This window comes from Herbidospora sp. NBRC 101105, assembly GCF_030269205.1.
GTDB lineage: Bacteria > Actinomycetota > Actinomycetes > Streptosporangiales > Streptosporangiaceae > Herbidospora > Herbidospora solisilvae.
In genome coordinates this window covers 872,081-894,514 of record NZ_BSSX01000001.1, presented here as the reverse complement: position 1 = coordinate 894,514, position 22,434 = coordinate 872,081, and the positions used below count along the sequence as shown (strand labels likewise).

At 70.7% G+C, this 22,434-nt stretch carries 25 protein-coding genes; 16 read left to right on the top strand and 9 right to left on the bottom strand.

Annotated features, from left to right (window positions below; translation table 11 throughout):
* The first annotated feature begins 405 nt into the window (after positions 1–405).
* Positions 406–1,299 carry a hypothetical protein gene (locus tag QSK34_RS04130; RefSeq protein ID WP_285580008.1) on the top strand — a complete coding sequence of 298 codons (894 nt, stop codon included), beginning with the start codon at positions 406–408 and terminating at the stop codon, positions 1,297–1,299.
* A gap of 4 nt (positions 1,300–1,303) precedes the next feature.
* Here QSK34_RS04130 and rox read toward each other — a convergent pair whose 3' ends face one another.
* From rox to QSK34_RS04110, 4 genes are all read right to left on the bottom strand, one after another.
* Positions 1,304–2,704 (bottom strand): rifampin monooxygenase, encoded by a 1,401-nt coding sequence (gene rox, locus QSK34_RS04125; protein ID WP_285579982.1) that lies wholly within the window; start codon positions 2,702–2,704, stop codon positions 1,304–1,306.
* Positions 2,705–2,782: 78 nt separating this feature from the next.
* Positions 2,783–3,535 carry a lysophospholipid acyltransferase family protein gene (locus tag QSK34_RS04120; RefSeq protein ID WP_285579977.1) on the bottom strand — a complete coding sequence of 251 codons (753 nt, stop codon included), beginning with the start codon at positions 3,533–3,535 and terminating at the stop codon, positions 2,783–2,785.
* Positions 3,536–3,563: 28 nt separating this feature from the next.
* Positions 3,564–5,213: a thiamine pyrophosphate-binding protein gene (locus tag QSK34_RS04115; protein WP_285579975.1), complete on the bottom strand. Its 1,650-nt coding sequence runs from the start codon at positions 5,211–5,213 to the stop codon at positions 3,564–3,566.
* Positions 5,214–5,254: 41 nt separating this feature from the next.
* Positions 5,255–6,028, bottom strand: a complete 774-nt coding sequence (locus QSK34_RS04110; RefSeq protein ID WP_285579973.1) for a cyclase family protein — start codon at positions 6,026–6,028, stop codon at positions 5,255–5,257.
* Positions 6,029–6,149: 121 nt separating this feature from the next.
* On the opposite strand from QSK34_RS04110, the gene QSK34_RS04105 reads away from it, so the two are divergent.
* The 9 genes from QSK34_RS04105 (at position 6,150) to QSK34_RS04065 (ending at position 12,155) form a co-directional block, all read left to right on the top strand.
* Positions 6,150–6,434, top strand: coding sequence for a hypothetical protein (locus QSK34_RS04105; RefSeq protein ID WP_285579971.1), 285 nt, complete (start codon positions 6,150–6,152; stop codon positions 6,432–6,434).
* Positions 6,435–6,446: 12 nt separating this feature from the next.
* Entirely contained in the window at positions 6,447–7,841 is a 1,395-nt protein-coding gene (locus QSK34_RS04100; protein WP_285579969.1) for a sensor histidine kinase, read from the top strand.
* Positions 7,838–8,500 (top strand): response regulator transcription factor, encoded by a 663-nt coding sequence (locus QSK34_RS04095; protein ID WP_285579966.1) that lies wholly within the window; start codon positions 7,838–7,840, stop codon positions 8,498–8,500. Before QSK34_RS04100 ends, QSK34_RS04095 begins: the two co-directional genes overlap by 4 nt.
* A gap of 90 nt (positions 8,501–8,590) precedes the next feature.
* Entirely contained in the window at positions 8,591–9,187 is a 597-nt protein-coding gene (locus QSK34_RS04090) for a hypothetical protein (protein WP_285579965.1), read from the top strand.
* Positions 9,184–9,750: a class F sortase gene (locus QSK34_RS04085; RefSeq protein WP_285579963.1), complete on the top strand. Its 567-nt coding sequence runs from the start codon at positions 9,184–9,186 to the stop codon at positions 9,748–9,750. The genes QSK34_RS04090 and QSK34_RS04085 overlap by 4 nt, the downstream gene beginning before the upstream one ends.
* A 56-nt stretch (positions 9,751–9,806) precedes the next feature.
* The gene (gene dhaK, locus QSK34_RS04080; RefSeq protein ID WP_285579961.1) at positions 9,807–10,799 is read left to right on the top strand and encodes a dihydroxyacetone kinase subunit DhaK; all 993 of its coding nucleotides are present in this window, start codon (positions 9,807–9,809) and stop codon (positions 10,797–10,799) included.
* Entirely contained in the window at positions 10,799–11,386 is a 588-nt protein-coding gene (dhaL, locus tag QSK34_RS04075) for a dihydroxyacetone kinase subunit DhaL (protein WP_285579959.1), read from the top strand. The genes dhaK and dhaL overlap by 1 nt, the downstream gene beginning before the upstream one ends.
* Complete coding sequence (gene dhaM, locus QSK34_RS04070; RefSeq protein ID WP_285579957.1) at positions 11,386–11,766, top strand: dihydroxyacetone kinase phosphoryl donor subunit DhaM; 381 nt, start codon at positions 11,386–11,388, stop codon at positions 11,764–11,766. Before dhaL ends, dhaM begins: the two co-directional genes overlap by 1 nt.
* Before the next feature lie 11 nt (positions 11,767–11,777).
* On the top strand, positions 11,778–12,155 hold the full coding sequence (locus tag QSK34_RS04065) for a cupin domain-containing protein (RefSeq protein WP_161478513.1): 378 nt from the start codon (positions 11,778–11,780) through the stop codon (positions 12,153–12,155).
* On the opposite strand, the gene QSK34_RS04060 is transcribed toward QSK34_RS04065, so the two are convergent.
* Positions 12,139–12,417, bottom strand: coding sequence for a glyoxalase/bleomycin resistance/dioxygenase family protein (locus tag QSK34_RS04060; RefSeq protein WP_285579955.1), 279 nt, complete (start codon positions 12,415–12,417; stop codon positions 12,139–12,141). The two genes, QSK34_RS04065 and QSK34_RS04060, sit on opposite strands and share 17 nt — an antisense overlap.
* A complete protein-coding gene (locus QSK34_RS04055; protein ID WP_062330266.1) occupies positions 12,414–12,671 on the bottom strand; it encodes a Smr/MutS family protein in 258 nt (85 codons plus the stop codon). The genes QSK34_RS04060 and QSK34_RS04055 overlap by 4 nt, the downstream gene beginning before the upstream one ends.
* Before the next feature lie 366 nt (positions 12,672–13,037).
* On the opposite strand from QSK34_RS04055, the gene QSK34_RS04050 reads away from it, so the two are divergent.
* On the top strand, positions 13,038–16,127 hold the full coding sequence (locus tag QSK34_RS04050) for a S8 family serine peptidase (protein ID WP_285579950.1): 3,090 nt from the start codon (positions 13,038–13,040) through the stop codon (positions 16,125–16,127).
* Positions 16,128–16,176: 49 nt separating this feature from the next.
* On the opposite strand, the gene QSK34_RS04045 is transcribed toward QSK34_RS04050, so the two are convergent.
* Positions 16,177–16,605, bottom strand: coding sequence for a CBS domain-containing protein (locus tag QSK34_RS04045; protein ID WP_285579948.1), 429 nt, complete (start codon positions 16,603–16,605; stop codon positions 16,177–16,179).
* 134 nt (positions 16,606–16,739) lie between these two features.
* On the opposite strand from QSK34_RS04045, the gene QSK34_RS04040 reads away from it, so the two are divergent.
* Positions 16,740–18,065, top strand: a complete 1,326-nt coding sequence (locus tag QSK34_RS04040; protein WP_285579946.1) for an aminopeptidase P family protein — start codon at positions 16,740–16,742, stop codon at positions 18,063–18,065.
* Here QSK34_RS04040 and QSK34_RS04035 read toward each other — a convergent pair.
* Positions 18,059–18,727, bottom strand: coding sequence for a L,D-transpeptidase family protein (locus QSK34_RS04035; protein ID WP_285579944.1), 669 nt, complete (start codon positions 18,725–18,727; stop codon positions 18,059–18,061). The two genes, QSK34_RS04040 and QSK34_RS04035, sit on opposite strands and share 7 nt — an antisense overlap.
* Positions 18,728–18,811: 84 nt before the next feature.
* Between QSK34_RS04035 and QSK34_RS04030 the strand changes: the two genes are divergently transcribed.
* The gene (locus QSK34_RS04030; RefSeq protein WP_285579943.1) at positions 18,812–19,450 is read left to right on the top strand and encodes a 4'-phosphopantetheinyl transferase family protein; all 639 of its coding nucleotides are present in this window, start codon (positions 18,812–18,814) and stop codon (positions 19,448–19,450) included.
* Here the strand turns inward: QSK34_RS04030 and QSK34_RS04025 are convergent.
* Positions 19,447–20,385 (bottom strand): cation diffusion facilitator family transporter, encoded by a 939-nt coding sequence (locus tag QSK34_RS04025; RefSeq protein ID WP_285579941.1) that lies wholly within the window; start codon positions 20,383–20,385, stop codon positions 19,447–19,449. The genes QSK34_RS04030 and QSK34_RS04025 overlap by 4 nt on opposite strands.
* Before the next feature lie 60 nt (positions 20,386–20,445).
* Here QSK34_RS04025 and QSK34_RS04020 point away from each other — a divergent pair, with 60 nt between their 5' ends.
* The 3 genes from QSK34_RS04020 to QSK34_RS04010 all read left to right on the top strand — a co-directional run bounded on the left by QSK34_RS04020 (position 20,446) and on the right by QSK34_RS04010 (position 22,393).
* Positions 20,446–20,901: a MarR family winged helix-turn-helix transcriptional regulator gene (locus QSK34_RS04020; protein ID WP_161478520.1), complete on the top strand. Its 456-nt coding sequence runs from the start codon at positions 20,446–20,448 to the stop codon at positions 20,899–20,901.
* A gap of 25 nt (positions 20,902–20,926) precedes the next feature.
* Positions 20,927–21,565, top strand: a complete 639-nt coding sequence (locus QSK34_RS04015) for an LppX_LprAFG lipoprotein (protein WP_285579939.1) — start codon at positions 20,927–20,929, stop codon at positions 21,563–21,565.
* A 240-nt stretch (positions 21,566–21,805) separates the two neighbouring features.
* Positions 21,806–22,393, top strand: coding sequence for a hypothetical protein (locus tag QSK34_RS04010; protein WP_285579937.1), 588 nt, complete (start codon positions 21,806–21,808; stop codon positions 22,391–22,393).
* The last annotated feature ends 41 nt before the right edge of the window (positions 22,394–22,434 follow it).

Genomic DNA, 22,434 nt, shown 5'->3' with positions numbered 1-22,434 from the left:
TGAAGTTCGGGGAGCGCTCCCTGGGCCCTGAGGTTCTCCTTTTGTTCCGATATCTGTCAAGTATCAAATTAACTCTGACGTAACGAGGGCGAAAGGGTTAACTGGATCGGAGAGCGCTCTCCGGAAGCGATCATGAGACGGACGGTGGGCGTTTGAGCTTTGAATATCCAATGGAACGGTTTCCGCCGACGTCAGGGGGCGATTCACTGACAGGGGCCGGTACGAGCCATTGACGAGCCCAGCCAGCCCGGGTCACCCTGGTGAGGGAACGTTCTCTCCATGATCATTTAACCGCCTCGGATGGCGGCCGTCATAGATTCCTGAACCAGCCTGTACGTCTGCTAGACCTATAACGATTCGATGACACGCCGGGTTTTCCCGGTCGCGGTGCGTAATGTCAGAGGCATGCCGACCACCGAGCACGAGATGTGGCTGGACCTGTTCGCCAACAACCCCCGCCTGGCCCCCGACCTCTTACAGGAGACCTTCGGCGTCGACATGCCCCCTTACGAGGAGGCCCGCATCGAGACACCGGTCATGAACGAGGCCAAGCCCGTCGAACTGCGGGCCGACTCGGTGATCGTCCTGCACAACCGCGGCCGGCCGGTCCTCGCCTGCGTGGTCGAGATGCAGCGCGATCACGACTCACGCAAGGAGTGGACCTGGCCGAAATACCTCACGGCCGTCCGGGCCCGGCACAAGTGCCCCGCCATCCTCCTGGTGATGTGGCCTCATGCCAATGGCGCCGAGCGCATCTCCACGCCGATCGCCCTGGGACCCTCTTCAGTGGTGACACCCCATGTCATCGGGCTGTCCACCATCCCCATGGTGACGGACGAGGCGCAGGCCATCGCCAACCCCGAGCTGGCGACCCTTTCGGCCCTGGCCCACGCCGAAGGCCCTCAACGTGAAGCGGTGCTGGCCGCGACCAGCGCGGGCGTCCTGGCGTTCGGGAAAAAAGACGCCAAAGAAGCCAGAAATTACACTGACTATCTCTCTGAGGCGCTGAGCGAAGCCGCCGCCGAGTTGTGGAGGACACTGATGGGTGTGGCATCCAAGGAATACCGGAGCGAGTGGGCCCGCGGGTACGTCGCGGAGGGCAGGGCTGAGGGCATGGCTGAGGGCAGGGCCACGGGCAGGGCCGAGGCCGTGCTGGCGATTCTCGCGCACCGGCAGCTGACGGTGACCGACGAGGTCCGTGACCACATCCTCGCCTGCCCGGACCCCGAACTGACGGCAACGTGGCTTGAACGCGCATTCCATGTCGGCAGCGCCGAGGAGCTCCTCCGGGAAACGTGATGGGTCAACCCGGCACGCCGGGTCCGAACCACTTCTCCAGGTGCACGTTCAGGTCGGTCTGGTCCTCCCCCACCCACGCCACGTGCCCGTCCGGCCGCAGCAGCGCCGCGGGCACGCCCACGTCGACCCGCACGACCTCGACCCGGTCGGCCCAGCCCACGACCGACAACCGCCCGGCCGGGTCGGCGAGCACCCCTCGTCCGCCGTGCATCGACGCGTACAGCGACCCGTGGTCGCGCATCCGGCGGCCGACCAGTTCGTGGTCGGAGCCGAAGTCGTAGCGCACCCCGATCGCGGTGATCTTCTCCAGCAGGAAGCGGGTCACGTTCTCGAAGTCCATCAGCTCCGACATCAGGGCGCGCACCGCCCGGGGCCCCGGCTCGGTCGACAGCAGCAGCATCTGGGCGGCCGTGTTGACCAGCACGTTCGCCGCCACCGGGTGGCGTTCCGCGTGGTAGGTGTCGAGCAGTCCCTCCGGGGCCCAGCCGTTCACCTCGGCGGCGAGCTTCCAGCCGAGGTTGAAGGCGTCCTGCACGCCGAGGTTGAGGCCCTGTCCGCCGGTCGGCGGGTGGATGTGGGCGGCGTCGCCCGCCAGCAGCACCCGGCCGACGCGGTAGTGCTCGGCCAGCCGGGTCGCGTCGCCGAAGCGGGAGAGCCAGCGGGGCGAGTGGGCGCCGAAGTCGGTGCCGGCGTAGGCGACCAGCTGGCGGCGGAAGTCGTCGAGGGTGGGCGGAGTGGTGGAGACCTCGGCGGCGGGCACGCCGACCCGGTAGACGCCGTCGCCCTGCGGGATCGCGCCGAACTTCAGTTCCGTCTTGCGGACCTCGGCCACGACTTCCGCGATGGTGTCCGGCGCCGCGGTGAGTTCCATCTCGCCGAGCAGGGTGTCGACGCGGCTGGGCTCGCCGGGGAAGGCGACGCCGAGCAGTTTCCGGACGGTGCTGCGGCCGCCGTCGCAGCCGACCAGATACCGGGCCCGCAAGGAGGTGCCGTCGGCCAGCTCGGCCGTGACGCCGTCGTCGTCCTGGGTCAGGCCGGTCAGTTCGGCGCCGCGCCGGATCTCGGCGCCGAGGCCGGTGGCGTGTTCGGTCAGGAGGCGTTCGGTGACGACCTGCGGGATGCCCAGCAGGTAGGGGCAGGCGGTGTCCAGCTCCACCGGCCAGGGCTTGACGATTCCGGCGAAGTGGCTGGTGAGCGGGTACTGCTGACCGTGCGCGAGGAATTTGTCGAGCAGGCCGCGCTGGTCCATGATTTCGAGGCTGCGGACGTGCAGGCCGAGCGCCTTGGAGTGGGTGACCGGTTCGGCGAGCCGCTCCACGACGACCGTCTCGATCCCGTGCAGGCGCAGTTCGGCGGCCAGCATCACTCCGGTCGGCCCGGCGCCGACGATGATGACGTCAATCATGAGCGGTGATTTTGCAGCACACCCCGGGTCTTGTGGCAAGACCCGGGGTGCGCTATAGCTTGGTAGTGGCGGGGAGGTTCAGTCGTCGCCGCGGTTCTCGCGTTCCTTGCGCTCCGCCTCGTCCATCGCTGCCGCCTCTTCGGGCGTCGGGGCCGTGCCACCGAGATGCGCCGGCTGCCACCAGGTGCCGCTTCCGTCGTCGGGGTAGGACCGCTGGGCCTTGTCGACCAGTTCCGACAGGCGGCGGTGGAGTTCGGCGGTGGCGGCGTCCATGTCTTCGCGGCGCTGCGGGCGCATCGGCTCGCCGATCGAGATCGTCACCGGGATGTTCCGCTGCACGATCTTGCGCGGGCGGCCCTTGGTCCAGAGCCGCTGGGTGCCCCACAGCGAGATCGGGACCAGCGGCACGTTGGTGGCGGCGGCCATGCGGACCGCGCCGTTCTTGATGTCCTTGACGGTGAACGACCGGCTGATGGTCGCCTCCGCGAACACGCCCACGACCTCGCCCGCCTTGAGGGCCTTCAGCGCGGCGATGTAGGCCCCGGCGCCCTCGGCGCGGTCGACCGGGATGTGGTGCATGCCCCGCATCAGCGGCCCGGAGATCCGGTGGTCGAAGACCTCCTTCTTGGCCATGAACCGCACCAGCCGCCGCGACGGCCGGGCCGCGAACCCGGCGAAGATGAAGTCGAGATAGCTGATGTGGTTGCTGACGAGGACGGCCCCGCCGGTGGTCGGGACGTTTTCGGCGCCCTCGATGTCGATCTTCATTCCGAGGACCTTGAACATCGTCAGGGCAGCCCCGATCACCGGGGGATACACGATCTCAGCCATGCGAGAACCGTAACCTACGCAAGCCGGGTCAGTGCCCTCTGAACGCCTCCTCCAGCCACCAGGAGCCGCGTTCCCTCGTCACCTTCGCGTGGATGAGAAGCGGCAGGTCACGCGGCCCGTCGAGCCACTCGCGCACCGCGTCCAGATCGGCCGGGGCGCGCACCGTCACGGCCGCGCAGCCGAAGCCGCGCCCGATGGAGGCGAGGTCGACCGGCGGGAAGGTGACGGTGTCGTGCGGGGCCCCGTGGAAGTGGTGGACCTCGGCGCCGTAGCCCTCGTCGTCGTACACCACCACGACCATCGGCAGGCCCAGCCGCACGACGGTCTCCAGCTCGGCGATCCCCATGAGCGCGCCGCCGTCGCCCAGCGCGGCGACGGGCAGCCGGTCGGGCCGGGCCAGGGCCGCGCCGATCGCGGTGGCCAGCCCGAGCCCGATCGACTGGAACGACTGGGTGAAGCAGAAGCCGTGTTCGTCGGGGACGTCCAGGAACATCGCCGGATAGCCCATGAAGTTGCCCGAGTCGACCGAGACGATGCGGTCGGCCGGCAGCAGTTCGTCGAGCCGGATCGTCAGCGTGCGGGGGTCGATGCGCCCCCCGCCGCTCTCGTCGTCGTAGGCGACGTCCTGCCAGCGCCGCCCCGCCGCGATGCGCGCGGCCAGCTCATCGCTCCGGTATCCGCCGCGCTGAGCCGGGATCATCTCCGTTACGGCTGTCGCACACCCCGCCACCTCCCCGACGACCCCGAAGCTCACCGAACGGTGCGCCCCCAGGGCCGCGGCGTCGAGGTCGACCTGCACCACGGTGGCCGACGGGGCGATGAGCGCGCCGTGCCGCATCGTCCACATGTTGAGCGCGCAGCCCCAGCCCACGATGAGGTCGGCGTCCCGGATGAGCTCGGCGGCGAGCGGCGTGGCGAACCCGCCGGAGACGTCCAGGTCCCAGGGGTTGCCCTTGAACAGCCCGCGCGCGACGGCGGAGGTCGCCAGCAGCGCCCCCACCCGGTCGCCGAGCAGTTCGAGCTCCCGCCGGGCCCGCCGCGCGCCGCGCCCCGCCACGAAGACGGGCCGCTCGGCGGCGGCGAGCACCTCGGCCAGCCGCTCGAACGACCCGAGGTCGGCCGGCACGAGCGGGGTGCCCTCGGGAGCGCCAAGGGGGAGGACCTGGGCGGGGAGGTCCCCGGCCTCGTGTCCCTGCACGTCGAGCGGCAGGTTCAGCAGCACGGCCCGCCGTTCCCTCAGGGCGAGGCGGTAGGCCGCGACCGCCTCCGCGACGGCCGTCCCGGCCGAGGTGATCCGGACGGACAGCGCCCCGACGGCCTGGGCGAGCGCCGCCTGGTCGACCCAGAAGTTGGACAGCGGCGAGGTGACCTCCCCGGCGAGCACCAGCAGCGGGGTGCGGCTCTTGGCCGCCTCGGCCAGCCCGGTGATCATGTTGGTCAGCCCCGGCCCCTGGTGCACGGTCACCACGCCGACCTCGCCCGACATGCGGGCGTAGGCGTCGGCCATGGTGGCCGCGCCGCCCTCGTGACGAGCCGCGACGTAGCGTGCTCCCCCGGCCACGAGGGCGTTGGTCACGTGGAAGTTCCCCGAGCCGACGACCCCAAAGACGGTCCGGACCCCTTCGGAGGCCAGCGCCCGCCCCACCGCTTCGTCGACGTGGACTTCGGGCAGATTCACGGCGCGAGCCACGACCGGCCTTCGGCCGTCCGCGTCTCGCTTCACCTCTCCACCAGGGCCAGGACGCGCACCGGCGACCCCGACCCGCCCGCGATCGGCAGCGGCGGCGCGACCACGACGGCCCCGGTGACCGGCAGCCGGTCGAGGTTGCGGAGCTGGGTCAGGCCGTACTTCCCCGCGCCGAGCAGGAACGAGTGGCAGGGGAACGCCGGGTCGAACGAGTGGGCCGTGCCCGCGTCGGTGCCGACCGTCTCGACGCCCAGCCCGACGATCGGGGTCTGCTCGGCCAGGTAGCGGGCGCACTCGACCGAGACGCCGGGCGTGTGCGGGCCCGTCTCGTTCGCGTTGAGGAACTCGGCCTGGTCGTGGGCGCGGACGTCCCAGCCGGTCCGGTAGAGCAGCCAGCCGCCGTCGGGCAGCGGCCCGTGCTCGGACTCCCACGCCTTCACGTGCTCGATCTCCAGCAGGAAGTCGGGGTCGGCGGCGGCCTGCGCGGCGAAGTCGAGCACGACGGCGGGCGCGAGCAGCTTCGACGGGGCGACCTGTGAGACGTCCTCGCCGTCGCGGGCGGTGACCCAGTGGACCGGGGCGTCGAAGTGGGTGCCGGTGTGCTCGCCGGTCGAGATGTTGTTCCAGTACCACCCGGGGCCGCGGTCGTCGTACCGGCTGATCTCCTGCAGCGTGAACGGCACGGTGTTTCCGAACGGCTCGGGCAGCATCAGGATCGGGGTCGACTCGGCCAGCGGCGCGGTCAGGTCGATCACCTCGATCGAACCGCCCTTGATGCCTTCGACGAGATCACGCAGCACCGACATGAGAGAACCCTTCCGTTGAGCCTGCTGGGGATCTTCCTACAGGTTCGGCGGCACGGGGAAGATGAGAGTCTTCTCATCGTGCTCCCATGATCTTCTCCCGAAAGGGCCCGACACTGGGGCCATGGGTCGCAGGGTGTCGGTGCTGTTGCTGATCGCCGGAGCGGTGGTCGCCGCGCTGGCCGTGTCCGGCGTCTTCGCGGCGTTCGGCGACGACGGCCCCCAGTTGGGCGGCCCCGTCGTCGTCACGGTCGAGCCGTCCGAGACGGCCACGCCCGCCAAGGAACCCACGCCCCGCCCGTCGACGTCCCCGGCGAAGAAGACCCGTGGCGAGCCGGTCAAACCGCCGCCCCCCAAGCAGGGCGGAGACGACGACGGAGATGACGATGACGACGGTGACGACGACTGATCGCGGGGTGCGATGAGCGCCCGTGCCCGGATCGTGGGCTGGATGCTCTTCCTGGTGGCGCTCGCCCTGTCGGTGTCGTTGTCGGCGACGTGGAGCATCCTGCTCAGCCGCCTCGACGCCCGCGTCAGCGCCGAACTGGAGAACGAGACCGAGAAGCTCCGCCGGTACGTCGCCAACGAGACCGCCGCCGGCCCGCCCGCCGGCGTGAAGACGCTGCTCGACGGCTGGTTGTCGGTGAACCCGCCCGACCGGTGGGAGACCTATTTCACCGTGGTCGGCGGCCGCATCGAGTCGATCCCCGGCGGCGACCGTCCCCCGGCCGCGCTCGACGCCGACGAGAACCTGGTGCGGGCGGTCGCGCGGGTCACCGAACGGCCGGTGGCCGGCTGGACCGACAGCACCGCCGGACGGGTGCGTTACGCCGCGATACCGGTCCAGATCACCGGCGACGCCACCATCGGGCAGTTCGTGGTGGCCGTCTTCTACGACCGCCACCGTGAGGAGGTCGTCGCGTCGGTCCAGGTCCTGGCGATCACCGGCCTGGCGGCGCTGACGCTCGCGGGCGCGGCCGGGTGGTTCGTGGCCGGACGCGTGCTGGCCCCCATCCGCCTGGTGCGCCAGACCGCCGAGGCCATCTCCGACAGCTCCGACCTGACCCGGCGGCTGGAGGTCACCGGCAACGACGACGTGGCGGCGCTGGCGGCGACCTTCAACCACATGCTCGACCGGCTCGACCAGGCCTTCGCCGCGCAGCGCAGGTTCGCCGACGACGCCGGCCACGAACTGCGCACCCCCATCACCGTGATCCGGGGCCACCTGGAGCTGATGGGCGACGACCCGCACGACCAGCGCGGCACCCTGGCCCTCGTCAACGACGAGCTGATCCGGATGAACCGCCTGGTCGACGACCTGCTGACGCTCGCCAAGGCGGGCCAGCCCAACTTCCTGACCCTGGAGCCGGTCGAGCTGGCCGAGCTCCCGGTGGCCGTGGTGGCCCGCGCGCGCGGCCTGGCCGACCGCAAGTGGCGCGTCGACGAGGTCGCCGAGGAGTACGCGGTCGCCGACCAGCAGCGGCTCACCCAGGCGTTGATGCAGCTCACCGCCAACGCGGTGCGCCACACGCAGGAGGGCGACCTGATCGCGGTCGGGTCGGCGGTCCGCGACGGGCACGTGGTGTTGTGGGTGCGCGACAGCGGCCCGGGGGTGCCCGTGGAGGACCGCGAACGCATCTTCCAGCGGTTCGAGCGGGCGCGCATCGCGGGTGAGGGTTCGGGCCTCGGGTTGTCGATCGTGCGGTCGATCGCCGAGGCGCACGACGGCCGGGTGTTCGTGATGGACGCGCCCGGCGGGGGCGCCCAGTTCGTCCTGACGTTCCCGATGGTGGCGGAGAGAGTGGAGACGGTGTGAACAGCATCCTGATCGCCGAGGACGAGGAGCGCATCGCCGCGTTCCTGGAGAAGGGCCTGCGGGCCAGCGGTTTCGTCACGACCGTGGTGACCGACGGCCTGGCCGCCTACGAGCACGCCAGGGCCGGCCACTACGACCTGATGATCCTGGACCTCGGCCTGCCGCTGAGCGACGGCTTCACCGTCTTACGGCGTCTGCGGGCCGCCCGCGCGGAGATCCCCGTGATCATCCTGACCGCCCGCGACAGCGTCGGCGACACCGTCGCGGGCCTGGAGGGCGGCGCCGACGACTACATCGCCAAGCCGTTCGCGTTCGAGGAGCTGCTGGCCCGCGTCCGGCTGCGGCTGCGCACCGAACGCGCGCCCGAGGCGACCGTGCTGCGCGTCGGCGACCTGGCCCTCGACCTGCGCACCCGCCGCGCCCACGCGGGGGAACGCTCCATCGACCTGTCCACCCGCGAGTTCGCGCTGGCCGAGGCGTTCTTCCGGCATCCGGAGCAGGTCCTGTCGCGGGAACAACTGCTCAGCCAGGTGTGGGGCTTCGACTTCGACCCCGGTTCGAACGTCGTGGACGTCTACGTGCGCTACCTGCGCCGCAAGATCGGCTCCGACCGCATCGAGACCGTGCGCGGCACCGGCTACCGCCTCCGCGCCCGATGAGACCGCTCTAACGCGGCTCTCAGACAGGCCCAACCCTCGCTCACGAGGCTCGTCTCAGCACCGGAACACGAACCCGAACAGGGAGCCGAGATGAACCTCGAAGCACGCCGCGCCCTCCTGGCCCTCGCCGCCTTCGCCACCGTGGGCGGCGCGACCATCGCCCTCCCGGCCACCGCCCACGCGGCCCCCACCTGGACGGCCACGACCGCCGACGACGATGACGACCGCCGCGACGACGACGATGACGACCGCCCGCGCGGCGGCGTCGAAACGGGCAAGGGCGGCACCTCGGACGACGACGACCGAGGCGATGACGACGATGACGACCGCCCGCGCGGCGGAGTCGAGACCGGCAAGGGCGGCACCTCGGACGACGACGATGACGACGACGACCGCGCCCGGGGCGGAGTCGACGCGGGTGCCGGTGGGACCCAGGATGACGATGACGACGACCGGCCCAACGGCGGTGTCGAGACGGGCGCGGGCGGCACCCAGGACGACGACGATGACGACCGTCCGAGCGGTGGCGTGGACACCGGCATGGGTGGCACGGCCGACGTGCGGTTCGTCTCGGCCGAGGAGGGCACGAGCCCGTGGGTGCCGCTCGGCATCGCCGGGATGGCCGGCGTGGGGGCCGTCACCGGTCTGGTCGTGCTGGCCCGGCGGCGTCAGGGCGCCGGGTCGTGAGGGCGTACACGATGAGGGCCGGCGCCTTTCTCGCCGGTGCGCTGCTGCTCGCGGCGTGCGCCGGGGAGGGCGCACCGCCGGCGCGGGCGGCCGTCGCCCCCGCGAGTGTGGTGCCCGCCGCCAAGGACGTCGCGAACCCGACCCGGGTCCGGATCCCGGCCATCAAGGTCAACTCCCGGATCATCCCGTTGAAGCTGGACAAGAAGGGCAAGCTCCTCGCCCCGAAGCGGTTCGACGTCGCGGGATGGCACAAGTCGGGCCCGGAACCGGGTGAGAAGGGCGTCGCGGTCATCGCCGCGCACGTCGACTCGACGTCGGGCCCGGCGGTCTTCTACCGGCTGCGCGAGCTGAAGCCCGGGCACAAGGTCACCGTCGGCCGGGCGGACGGGTCGAGCGTGACCTTCACGGTCTACCGGGTCGCCCGCTATCCCAAGAACGGCATCCCGGACAGGCTCGTCTACGCCTCCGGCGGCGGCGCCCAGCTCAGGCTGATCACCTGCGGCGGCACGTTCGACCGCGCCCGGCGCTCCTACCGCGACAACATCGTGGTGTTCGCCCGCTGATCACCGGGAAGGGGAAGCCGTGAGGAACGGCTTCCCCTCTCGCCGTGGAGGCACCCGTGAAGAAACTCATCAACGCCGTCGGCGACGTCGTGCCCGACACGCTCAGAGGCATGGCCGCCGCCCATCCGTCGCTGCGCGTCGACGTCGAGAACCGGATCGTGCTGCGCGCCGCCGGCCCCACCCCGGGCAAGGTCGGCCTGGTCTCGGGCGGCGGCTCGGGCCACGAGCCGCTGCACGCGGGCTTCGTCGGCTACGGCATGCTCGACGCCGCCTGCCCCGGAGAGATCTTCACCTCCCCCGTCCCCGACCAGATGATCGAGGCCACCAAGGCCGTCGACGGCGGCGCGGGGGTGCTCCACATCGTCAAGAACTACACCGGCGACGTGCTCAACTTCGAGATGGCCGCCGAACTGTGCGCCGAAGAGGGCGCCCACGTGGTCAGCGTCCTGGTCGACGACGACGTCGCCGTCCAGGACTCGACCTACACCGCCGGCCGCCGCGGCACCGGCGCGACGCTGTTCGTCGAGAAGATGGCCGGCGCCCTGGCCGAACAGGGCGCGCCCCTGGAGGCCGTCGCCGCGATGGCCCGCACGGTCGACGCCCGCAGCCGCTCGTTCGGCGTGGCGTTCTCGGCATGTACGGTCCCGGCGGCCGGCAAGCCGACCTTCGACCTGGGCGCCGACGAGATCGAGCTCGGCATCGGCATCCACGGCGAACCGGGCCGCTCGCGGGAGCGGTTCCGGGAAGCCCGCGAGATCGTCCGGGTGGCCATGGACGCCATCGACGCCGACCTGCCGTTCTCCGGCGACGTGCTGGTGATGGTGAACGGTATGGGCGCGACCCCCCTCATGGAGCTCTACGTCGCCTACGGGGAGGTGGACGCCTACCTGCGGGAGAAGGGCGCGACCGCCACGAGGTGCCTGGTGGGCGACTACGTGACCAGCCTCGACATGGCCGGGTTCTCGATCACGACCTGCCTGCTCGACGCGGAGCTGACGTCGCTCTGGGACCATCCGGTGGAGACCCCGGCCCTGCGGTGGGGGCGCTGATGGACACCGCCTTCTTCCTGCGCTGGATCGCGGCCGTCACCGAGCGGGTGCGCGCCGACCGCGACCACCTGACCGACCTCGACCGCGCCATCGGCGACGCCGACCACGGCGCCAACCTCGACCGCGGCTTCACCGCCGTCGAGGAGGCCCTGGCGGCCAGGCCTCCCGAGACCCCCTCCGACGTGCTGACGACGACGGGCACGACCCTGATCCGCAAGGTCGGCGGGGCCTCCGGTCCTCTGTACGGCACCCTCTTCCGCACCCTCGGCCGCGCGGTCGGCGACGGGCCCGAGGTGAGCCAGGAGGCGCTGGCCGAGGCGTTCGCCCAGGCCCTGGCCGCCGTCATGAAACTGGGCTCGGCCCAGGAAGGCGACAAGACGATGATCGACGCCCTGGCTCCGGCCGTACCGGAGCTGAGAACCTCCTTCGACGCCGCGGCGCGGGCCGCCCTCGACGGCGCGCGGGCCACGACCCCGATGCGCGCCCGCAAGGGCCGCGCCAGCTACCTGGGCGACCGCAGCATCGGCCACCAGGATCCGGGCGCGACGTCGACGGCCCTCGTGATCGACGCGCTGAGGGCCGCCTGATGGTCGGCATCGTGCTGGTCTCCCACAGCGCCGGCCTGGCCGAGGAGGCGGCGGCCCTGGCCGTCGGCATCGCCGGGGAGGACGCCCCGATCCGTCCGGCGGGCGGCACCGACGACGGCGACCTGGGAACCAGCCTGACCCGGCTGGAGGAGGCCGTCGACGAGGTCGACCAGGGCGACGGCGTGGTCCTGATCATGGACCTGGGCAGCGCCGTCCTCACCGCCCGCACCTTCGTTGAAGACCGGGCCGACGTGGTCATGGCCGACGCCCCCTTCGTCGAAGGGGCCATCAACGCCCTGGTCACGGCGGGCACCGGCGCCCCGCTCGACGCGGTCGTGGCCGCCGCCGAGGAGGCCAGGACGATCGGCAAACTCTGCTAACCTCGCCGCTCGTGACAGAACGGGTGTACGTAGGCAACGCGAACGCCGACGCGCTGCTCGACCGAGGCTGGCTGCTCGGCCACTTCCGCCCCGAGGGAGACGCCCGGCACAGCGACGAGGTCGAGATCAAGTGGGGCGTCCACCCGGCGGGCGAGGAGCGCACCCAGTGGGTACGGGGCGAGTCCCGCACGGCGATGATCGTCCTGATCAGCGGCCGCTTCCGCATGGAACTGCCCGACCGCAGCGTGGTCCTGGAGAAGCAGGGCGACTACCTGGTGTGGGGCCAGGGCGTCGACCACTCATGGGTCGCCGAGGAGGAGTCGGTGGTGCTGACGGTCAGATGGCCGTCGGTCCCCGGCTACCGGGCCCCGCTCACGCCGAGATCCTGAGGTCGACCGTCCGGCCGTCGGGGTCGGTGTGACGACCGGGCTCCCGGCCGGGGCCGCTCGGCAGCGTGAAACCGAGACGGAGCCGGCCGGTGGGCGGTCGGTCACCGGCCGGATAGAGCTCGAAGACGGTGGACCCGAGCGTGGCGGAGAAGTGCTCGGGTCCGGTGCCGTGCCGCTCCTTCTCGAAGGTCAGGCCGAGGCCGGTGTAGAAGGCCCGGCATTCCTCGACGCGTTCGGTGTAGACGACGATCAGGTCGATCACTTGTTGTGCCGGAAGTACACGAACAACCGGCCGTGGTTCTTCGCGTCCTTGTCGATCCGGTGATAGAGCGCCTTGATCTCCTTCTGGTCCAGGAAACGCAGCACCTTCTTCTTGAGCTGGCCCGACCCCTTCCCGGGGATGATCTCGACCTCGGTCGCCTTCTTGTCGATGGCCTCCTGGATGATCCCGCGCAGGGCCCGGTCGATCTGGTCGCCCTTGTTGAAGATGTCGTGCAGGTCCAGCTTCAGCTTCATGGTCAGGAGTCTAGGTCGCGGCCACATGTGGACACTAGGCGGCGGAAAACCCTCTGGTTAAACTCCGGGGCAGGTTAGACCGTTCCAAAGCCGACGCTCCGGGGAGCGGTCGACCTCCCCTGCGCGGCCCCGCAGCCCCCATGGGAGGTTACGTGTCAAAGAAGTCACGCTTAGCCGCCGTAGCCGCAGGACTGAGCCTGGTCATATCGGCCTCACCACCCGCGAGCGCGCCCCTCTCCCCCGCCGAGCGCCAAGCTCACCGCCACCCCGCTGACCAACCCCGAACGGGTCACCGGCGCCAAGTCGGCCACGGGCCGGCTCGCCGAGAGCGACCAGGCGTTGATCCGGTCGCGGTCGTCCACGCCCGTGAACGTCGTGGTCAAGCTCGACTACGACGCGCTGGCCGCCTACGAGGGCGGGATCAAAGGGCTGGCGGGCACCTCCCCCTCGGTCACCGGCAAGGCGCTCGACCTGCGCAGCGCGGCCGCGAAGAACTATCTCAAGCACATCGAGGGCGTCGAGAACACCTTCCTCGCCGAACTGCCCAGGCGGGTGGGGGGCGCCAAGGTCGGGCAGCGGCTGCGGACCGTCTACGGCGGGGTCGCGCTGACCGTCCCGGCGAACAAGGCCGCCGAGTTGCTGAAGATCAAGGGGGTGGCGGCCGTCCAGGAGGACAAGCTGGTGCAGCCGCTGACCGACTCCAGCCCGGCCTTCATCGGCGCGCCGACCGTCTACTCGAAGCTGGGCGGGGCGCCGAACTCCGGCAAGGGGGTCGTCGTCGGGATCCTCGACTCCGGCGCGTGGCCCGAGCATCCGCAGTTCGCCGCCTCCGCCGACGTTCCCGCGCCGCCCGCCAAGGCCGACGGCACGGCCCGGACCTGCGACTTCGGCGACAACCCGCTCACCCCGGCCGCCGACGTGTTCACGTGCAACAACAAGCTGATCTCGGGGCAGCCGTTCCTCGACACCTACAACGCCGTCGTCGGCGGCGAGGTCTACGGGGACAGCGCCCGCGACTCCAACGGCCACGGCACGCACACCGCGACGACCTCGGCCGGCGCGCCGGTGGCCGACGCGAACCCGCTGGGCATCTCGCGCGGGCCCGTCCACGGCGTCGCCCCGGCCGCGCACGTGGCGGTCTACAAGGTGTGCGGGGCCGAGGGCTGCTACCAGTCCGACTCGGCGCAGGCCGTGGCGCAGGCGGTCCTCGACGGGGTGCGGGTGATCAACTTCTCGATCAGCGGGGGCGCCGATCCGTACAGCGACCCTGTTGAGCTGGCCTTCCTCGACGCCTACGCGGCGGGGGTGTTCGTGGCGGCCTCCGCCGGGAACGCCGGGCCCGGGGCGGCGACGGCCGACCACCTGAGCCCGTGGGTGACGACCGTGGCGGCCTCGACGCAGACGCGCACGTACCAGTCGACGATCTCGTTGTCGGGCGGGACCACCCTGAAGGGCGCGAGCGTGACCGGGGGGGTGCCCGCGAACCTGCCGGTGGTGCTGGCGTCGGCGCCGCCGTACAGTGACGCGCTCTGCCTCACCCCGGCGCCTCCCGGCCTCTTCACCGGGAAGATCGTGGCCTGCCAGCGCGGGCCGAACCGGGTGCTGAAGGGGTTCTCGGTACGTCAGGGCGGCGCCGCCGGGATGATCCTCTACAACGCCGAGCCGCTCGACGTGATGACCGACAACCACTGGTTGCCGACCGTGCACGTCGACAAGCCCGCCTCCGACCAGTTGCTCGCGTGGAAGGCCGCCAACCCGGCCGGCACCGCGTCGTTCACCCGGGGCGCCAAGGCCACCTGGCAGGGTGACGTGATCACCACGTTCTCCTCGCGCGGGCCGGGCGGCGACTTCCTGAAGCCCGACGTGACCGCGCCGGGGCTGCACATCCTGGCCGGTACGACCCCCACTCCCGAGTCCCCGCTCGAAGGGCCGCCCGGCAACCTCTACATGTCGATCGCGGGCACCTCGATGTCCTCGCCGCACGTCGCCGGCGCGGCGGCGCTGCTGTTCGCCCTCCATCCGGCGTGGACGCCCGGCCAGGTCAAGACCGCGCTGGAGACGACGGCCAAGACGAGCGTCACCAAGCAGAACGGCACCACCCCGGCCGACGCGTTCGACATGGGCGGCGGCCGCATCGACCTGAGCAAGGCGGGCGACGCCGCGCTGACCCTCGACGAGTCGGCGGAGAACTTCGCCGCCTCGGCGGCCGACCCGCTCAACCGGATCGACCTGAACCTGCCGTCGGTGAACGCCCCCACGATGCCGGGCCTCATCACCGCCAAGCGCACCTTCACCAACGTCACCGGCAAGAGCCTCACCTACACGGCCACCGGCACGACCGTGAGCGGCGCGTCCATCGTGGTCGTGCCGCCGCTGTTCACGGTCAAGGCGGGGAAGACGCAGACCGTCCAGATCGTGATCGCCGCGCCCGACCTGCCCGACGGGCAGTACTTCGGCCAGGTCGACCTCAAGCAGGTCGGCGGGGGCCTCCGGCAGCACCTGCCGGTGGCGTTCGTGCGCGGCGAGGGCGCCGTGCCGGTCGAGCAGGCCTGCGCCCCGGCGTCGATCCCGCGTGACACCGGCGAGTCGACCTGCACGGTGACCGTACGCAACGACACGCTCGACGACACCGAGGTCACCGCGCTGAGCACGCTGAACTCAAGGCTGCGGCTCAACGCGGTCACCGGGGCCACGAAGGTCGGCACCCAGATCGCGACGGCCAGGAAGACGCTGGCGGGCCGCGAGCCCGACGCCCCGGCGATCGCCGCCGGCGGGCTGTTCGGCTACCTCCCGCTCGACGCGTTCGGCATCATGCCGATCCCGATCGGCGACGAGGAGGCGCTCGACTTCACCGTGCCGGCCTTCCGCTTCTCCGGCCGGACGTTCACCCGCCTGGGCATCACGTCCAACGGCTACCTGGTGGCGGGCGGCGCCGAGGGCGCGGAGGACGTCGCCTTCGTGCCGCAGGACCTGCCCGACGCCGACCGGCCGAACGCGGTGCTGGCGCCGTTCTGGACCGACCTCGACGGCACCGGCGCGCCGGGCGTCTACGTGGCGACGCTGACCGACGGCGTGGCGAGCTGGATCGTCGTCGAGTGGCGGGTCAACCTGTTCGGCACCGGCGACCTGAAGACGTTCCAGTCGTGGATCGGGGTCGACGGGCCGGAGGACGTCACCTTCGCCTACCCGTCGCCGATCGCCTACCCGGGCGACGCCTACGGGCTGACGATCGGCGCGGAGAACACCGAGGGCACCCGGGGCGGCCGGGTCCCAGCGGGCACCGGCGCGGCCTCCGACTACCGGGTGACCAGCACGCCGGGCGCGCCCGGCGAGTCGCTGACCTACACCCTGAAGGTCAAGGGCGTGTCGGCGGGTGAGGGCACGGTCACCACGGCGACCTCCACCGAGAAGGTGAAGGGGGTGACCGTCGAGGTCGACCGGATCACCGTCCAGTAGACACGGCGACGGCCCGGCGGGAGTGCCGCCGGGCCGTTGTCCCAGGAGGTCAGCCGTGCAGATAGCCCACGAGGTGGGCGCGCTCGGTCTCCAGCTCCTCGATCGCGCTCTTGACGACGTCGCCGATGCTGACGATGCCGATGAGGCGGCCGTCCTGGACGACCGGGACGTGCCGGAATCGGTGCACGGTCATGGTCTTGCGTAGTTCGTCGACGTTCTCGTCGGGGCCGCAGGTGCGCACCTCGACGGTCATGATGCTGGAGACGGGCTCGGCGAGCACCGCTCCGCCTCGCATGTGCAGGTGCCGGACGATGTCCCGCTCCGACACGATGCCCGTGATCGCCTGGCCGTCGGCGGAGACGACCACGGCGCCGATGTTGTGCTCGGCCAGCAGGCGGAGCAGTTCGGTCACTGTGGCATCCGGGGGAACGGTCACCACGTGGGCGCCCTTTCCCTGCACGATCGTCCCGATGAGCAATCGACACCACCCTTCTGCTTGTCTCCTCAGGCAACAACCTGTGGTGACGCTCCGTCAAGAGCAGGGCCGGATTTTTCACATTCCCCGAAATGACTCTTAATGTGCCGGTGGAATGTGAAATACCATGCGTCGTCATGACGACCGAGAACACCGGTTCCCATGACCTCCCGATCACGCCGGAGCTGGCCGCCTTCATGACGACGGGCTGGGCCGACACGCGGCACGACGATCTGCCGCAGCTGCCCGTGGCGGCGTACACGCGGAAGAGGCGGGCCAGGCTGGCCCAGCGGTTCCCGGGTGAGCGGCTGGTGATCCCGGCCGGCGACCTGAAGGTCCGCAGCAACGACAGCGACTACCGGTTCCGGGCGCACAGCGCCTACGCCTACCTGACCGGCGCGCAGGAGCCCGCCGACGTGCTGGTGATCGAGCCGTCCGGGGAGGCCGTGCTCTACCTGCGGCCCCGCTCGCCCCGGTCGCAGGGCGAGGAGTTCTACCGCGACCGGCGGTTCGGGGAGTTCTGGGTGGGCCGCCGCCCCGACCTCCAGGAGGCCGCCTCCCTGTACGGCCTGGAGACCGCCCATATCGACGACTTCCGCCCCGGCGGGCGGACCCTCGACCAGGACGCCGAGCTCACGTCATACCTGTCGGAGATGCGGCTGATCAAGGACGAGCACGAGATCGCCGAGCTCCAGCACGCCGTCGACGCGACCACCCGGGGCTTCGAGGACGTCGTGCGCGCCCTCCCCCAGGCGCTCGGGCACCCCCGGGGCGAGCGCTACGTCGAGGGGATCTTCGGCCTGCGGTCGCGGCTGGAGGGCAACGCGACCGGCTACGACTCGATCGTGGCCTCGGGCGCGCACGCCTGCGTGCTGCACTGGATCCGCAACGACGGCCCCCTGAACCGCGCCGACCTGCTGCTCCTCGACGCGGGAGTGGAGACCGACGGCCTCTACACCGCCGACGTCACCCGCACCTTCCCGCTGTCGGGCCGGTTCTCACCCATCCAGCGCCAGGTCTACGACCTCGTGTACGAGGCCCAGAACGCCGCCATCGCCACCCTGCGGCCGGGGGCCCGCTTCCGCGACTTCCACCTGGCCGCGATGCGGGTGATCGCCGACGGCCTGGCCGGATGGGGCCTGGAGTCCGACTTCGAGACGGGTCTCTACCGCCGCTACACCTTGTGCAGCAGCGGCCACATGCTGGGCCTGGACGTGCACGACTGCGCCAGGGCCAGGGCCGAGACCTACCTCGACGGCGTGCTCGAAGAGGGCATGGTGCTGACCGTCGAACCCGGCCTCTACCTGCAGCCCGACGACCTGACGCTGCCGCCGGAGCTGCGCGGGATCGGCGTGCGGATCGAGGACGACCTAGTGATCACCGCCGACGGCGCCCGGCTGATGTCCGGCGCGCTCCCCCGCTCGTCGGCCGAGATCGAGACGTGGCTGGAAGGGCTTCAGTAGATCCACACCCTCCCGCCGACGGGCAGGCTGCCGCTCTTCCACAACCAGTTCATGGCCTCGTACGACACCCGCACGCACCCGTGCGAGGCCGGTCTCGGCGGGACGTAGGCCGACCCGTGGATGGCGTAGCCGCCGTGGAAGTACTTGGGCCGGTAGAGCTCGCCCAGCGGCGACTTCTCCACCTTGTTCACCTGCCGCTGCACGGTGAACACCCCCCGGGGCGTGGTGGCGATCTTGCCGCCGCCGTACGGCTTGCCGTTCCCGCCGGAGGTGTTGAAGACCTTCACCACCTTGCCGCCCCTGACGACCATCAGCAGCTGCCGCTGCAGGTCGACCTCGACCAGGTTGCCGCTGGTGCTGCGCGCGACGGGCACCCAGCCCCGGCGGATCTTCCGGTCGACCTCCTCGCTCCAGCGGGCGTTGGTCTTGAGCCCGTTCACCTTCTGGACGGCGAACATCGCCTGCGCCATGTCGGGCCCGTAGTAGCCGTTCCACGGCCCGGTGAAGTAGCCCAGAGCGGACAGCTCCTTCTGCAGCCGCCGGTTGGCCGCACTCGTCGTGCCGGGTTTCGGGACGTCGGCCTGGTGACGGTGCGTGACCTTGTGCGGCCCCCGATCGGCGTGCGCCGCGCCCGCCGGCACCGCGCCCACAGCGGCCCCCACCAGCACAACCAGACATTTCGAACGGCTCATTGCTTACCCCCCGTAGTTCACTTGATCGACATATACCTCCAATACGCTGAGGTGATGCGCGCCCCACTGGCCGTCGCCGGTTACACCGACGAAGTCCTGGACGCCGTCGGCGGGACGCTCACCGAGACCGAGCGGGCCCGCGCCGACCGGTTCACACGGGAGCAGGACCGGCTCGACTTCGTGGCCGCCCACCTGCTGGTCCGTTACTGCGCGGCGAAGATCCTCGACATGCGCGCGTGCGTGCTCACCCTCGAACAGCGCTGCGACCGCTGCGGCCGGCCCCACGGCCGCCCCTTCATCACCGAGGCCCCCGAGTTGTCGGTCAGCCTGGCCCACACCGCCGGGTACGTCACCGCCGCCGCGGGGGCGGGCAGGGTCGGCGTGGACGCCGAGCACGCGACCGGCGGGCAGGCCGACGAGAACCTGGTCGCGCTGGCCCTCACGCCGGCCGAGGCGGGGCTGGTCGGGATGGACAACCGGCGGCTCATCCGTCAGTGGGTGCGCAAAGAGGCGCTGGTCAAACGGGGCGAGCTGGCCCTCGACCGGTTACGGGACGCCGATCTGTCGAAGGTGCCGTTCGACGGTCGTACACACGAATGGGAAGGCCGTCACCTGGTCGAGTGGACCGCCGGGACCGTGATCGCCACCGCGATCTTCGACGAGCCCGGCGAACTCCAGATCATCGGCGGCTAGAACCGGTCTTCGGCCGAGGAGGTCGGGTCGAGGAACACCTCGCGGATCTCCGGGAAATCGCCGCGCAGCCGCCGCTCCACCTCGGCCGAGGCCGATTCGAGCGCGGCCCCGGTCGCCTCGTCGACGAAGTCGATGCGCGCCGCGACCAGGATCCGGTTGGGCCCGATGACCACGGTCAGCAGCTCGACCACCCGCTCGACCTCGGGCAGCGCCTCCAGATGGGCCAGGATGCGCCGCTCCAGCCCGGCCGACGCCGACCGGTTCAGCAGCAGGCTGGCGTTGGCCCGGATCAGGGTGACCGCCACGAACAGCAGCAGCAGGCCGATCAGGACCGACCCGGCGCCGTCCCATGCGGTGTTCCCGGTGAGCTGGGTCAAGCCGAGCCCGCCGAACGCGATCAGGATGCCGGTCAGCGCCGCGGCGTCCTCCAGCACCACGGCCTTCAGCATCGTGTCGGAGGTCCGTCTGAGCAGTGCGAACGGCCGCGTCTCCCACCGCGTGGCCGACGTGCGGAGCTGCCGCAGCCCCTGGAACATCGAGACGCTCTCCAGCCCGAACGAGACCGCGAGCACGATGTAGGAGACGGTGAAGTCGGTCAGCTCCTCGCCGTCGAAGATCGTGTGGAACCCGTGGGTGACGGAGAACCCGGCCCCGACGACGAGGGTGAAGCAGGCGGCGATCAACGCCCAGAGGAACGCGGCGTTGCCGTAGCCGAGGGGATGCCTGCGGTCGGCGGGCCGCTCGCCGCGCTTGATCGCGGTGAACAGCAGCACCTCGGTCACCGTGTCGGCGGCGCTGTGGGCGGCCTCGGACAACATCGACGCCGAGCCGCTCACCAACCCCGCCACCAACTTGGCGACCGCGATGGCGAGATTGGCCCCACCTGCGACGATGACCGTAAGGAGGGAGTCACCGCCATCGGTTTTGTCGTTCATGTTCGACATCGTGTCATGCTCCCGTGTACGGCGGTGACAGACGATCTTTAGACTGGTGGGATGGCAGACCCCCGCTGGCTGACGGCCGACGAGCAGAGAGCGTGGAGGGCCCATCTGACGGCCCACCGGCTCCTCACCCACCGCCTCGACCGGGAGTTGCAGGAACACGGGCTGTCGTTCAACGACTACGAGATCCTGGTCAACCTGTCGGAGAGCCCCGACCACCGCATGCGGATGAGCGACCTGGCCGACGCGACCGTCCAGTCGCGCAGCCGCCTGTCCCACCAGATCTCCCGCATGGAGCAGGCGGGCCTGGTGACCAGAGAGCTGTGCGAAGACGACCGGCGTGGAACGTTCGCCGTGCTCACCCCTCTGGGCTACCACACGATCGAACGCGTCGCCCCCGACCACGTGGCCGGGGTGCGTGCCCACTTCATCGACCTGCTCAACCCCGAGCAGATCCGAGAGGTCGAAGAGATCTACACACCCGTCGTGGCACATCTCCAGGGGAGGTAGCCCCCGGCGGGCTAGCATCCCTGGCGTGAGAAGAATCCTGTGCTTGGCGGCCTTGGTGGCTTTCGTCACGGCCTGCTCCTCCTCGACGACCGAGGGCGGCCTCCCGGCGGCGCCCGACGTCCTGAAGAAGTCGGCGGCGGCCATGGGCGCCGTCAAGACGGTGGCCTTCTCCCTGACGACCGAGGGCAACCCGCCGATCCCCGTGAAGACCGCCGAGGGCGACCTGACCCGCGAGGGCGACGCCAAGGGCAAGCTCCAGATCATGATCGGCGCGCTCCAGGAGCTGGAGTTCGTCCTGGCGGGCGACGCCGTCTACATCAAGGGCCCGACGGGCGGCTTCCAGAAGTCGATGTCCCGCGCCCAGCTGGCGGCGCTCTACGACCCGAGCGCGGTGGTGACGGCGGTCCCGACCCTGCTGTCGTCGGCGAAGGGCGCCACGATCGAGGGCGAGCAGAACGGCATCTACACGCTCAAGGTGACCCTGCCGGGCGACCCCCTGAAGAAGATCGTCCCCGGCGTGACGGGCGACCAGCCGGGCACCCTGATGATCGACAAGGCCACGAGCCGCGTGACGGCCATCGACCTCCCCCTGAACGGCGGCACGGTCAAGGTCGCCCTCACCGACTACGACGCCCCGGTGACGATCGAGGCCCCGGCGGTCTGAGAAGTTCCGGCGTTCGGGCGGCGCGTCCCGTCGCCCTGTGCCAGCCTTTGCGTTGATCTCTGTGCGATGAGTCGTTCACACCGAGCGACCCACAGAGGCCGGAAATGGCGCTGCCCCGGTTGCGTGCGAAGCAGAGGCAGGTCCGGGGCGTATGGCAGCAGGCTAGCACGATGGGACAGCTCAGTCAGGATGCTCGAGACCGAAGCGTGGCGGCTCCACGTCGCTCTGTCGCCCGTCCGCATGTCGCCCTACCTGTTGCGGACCGGCGGAGATCCGGTTTCCGCGCTGCGCCTGCACTGCTGGAACACCGAGATCAGTTCGGCGTTCTACGGTCCCCTTCAGTTTCTGGAAGTGGCCATGCGGGTGGGGATGAACAGGCAGCTCGCATTGTTGTTCGGCCAGGATGACTGGTGGAACCACCCGAACGCCCGGCTCACGTCCGTGGCGAATCGGAAGATCGCCGACGCGGTGAGTCAGGTCACCCGGCTCCGGCTGCCCGTCGACGCCGAGCAGATCACCGACCAGTTGTCGTTCGGCTTCTGGGTCGCGCTGCTCGGGCGAGGAGACAACTACGACCAGCGCCTCTGGCGGCCGGCCCTCCACAAGGCGTTTCCGCACTTCCGGGGACCGCGCCGGGAACTGCACGCAAGACTGGACCACCACCGGATCCTGCGTAACAAGATCGCGCATCACGGTCCGATCCACAACCGGCACTTGACGGCCGACTACGAGAGCATCGTGACCTGCCTGACCCTCATCGATCCGGATCTGGCCGCCATGGTGCGGCGGCACGGCGACATCGCCGAGGTGTTGAGCCGCCGGCCCTGATCGTCCGGGCGCGCGTGCGGGTCTGATTCAGCGGTTAATCT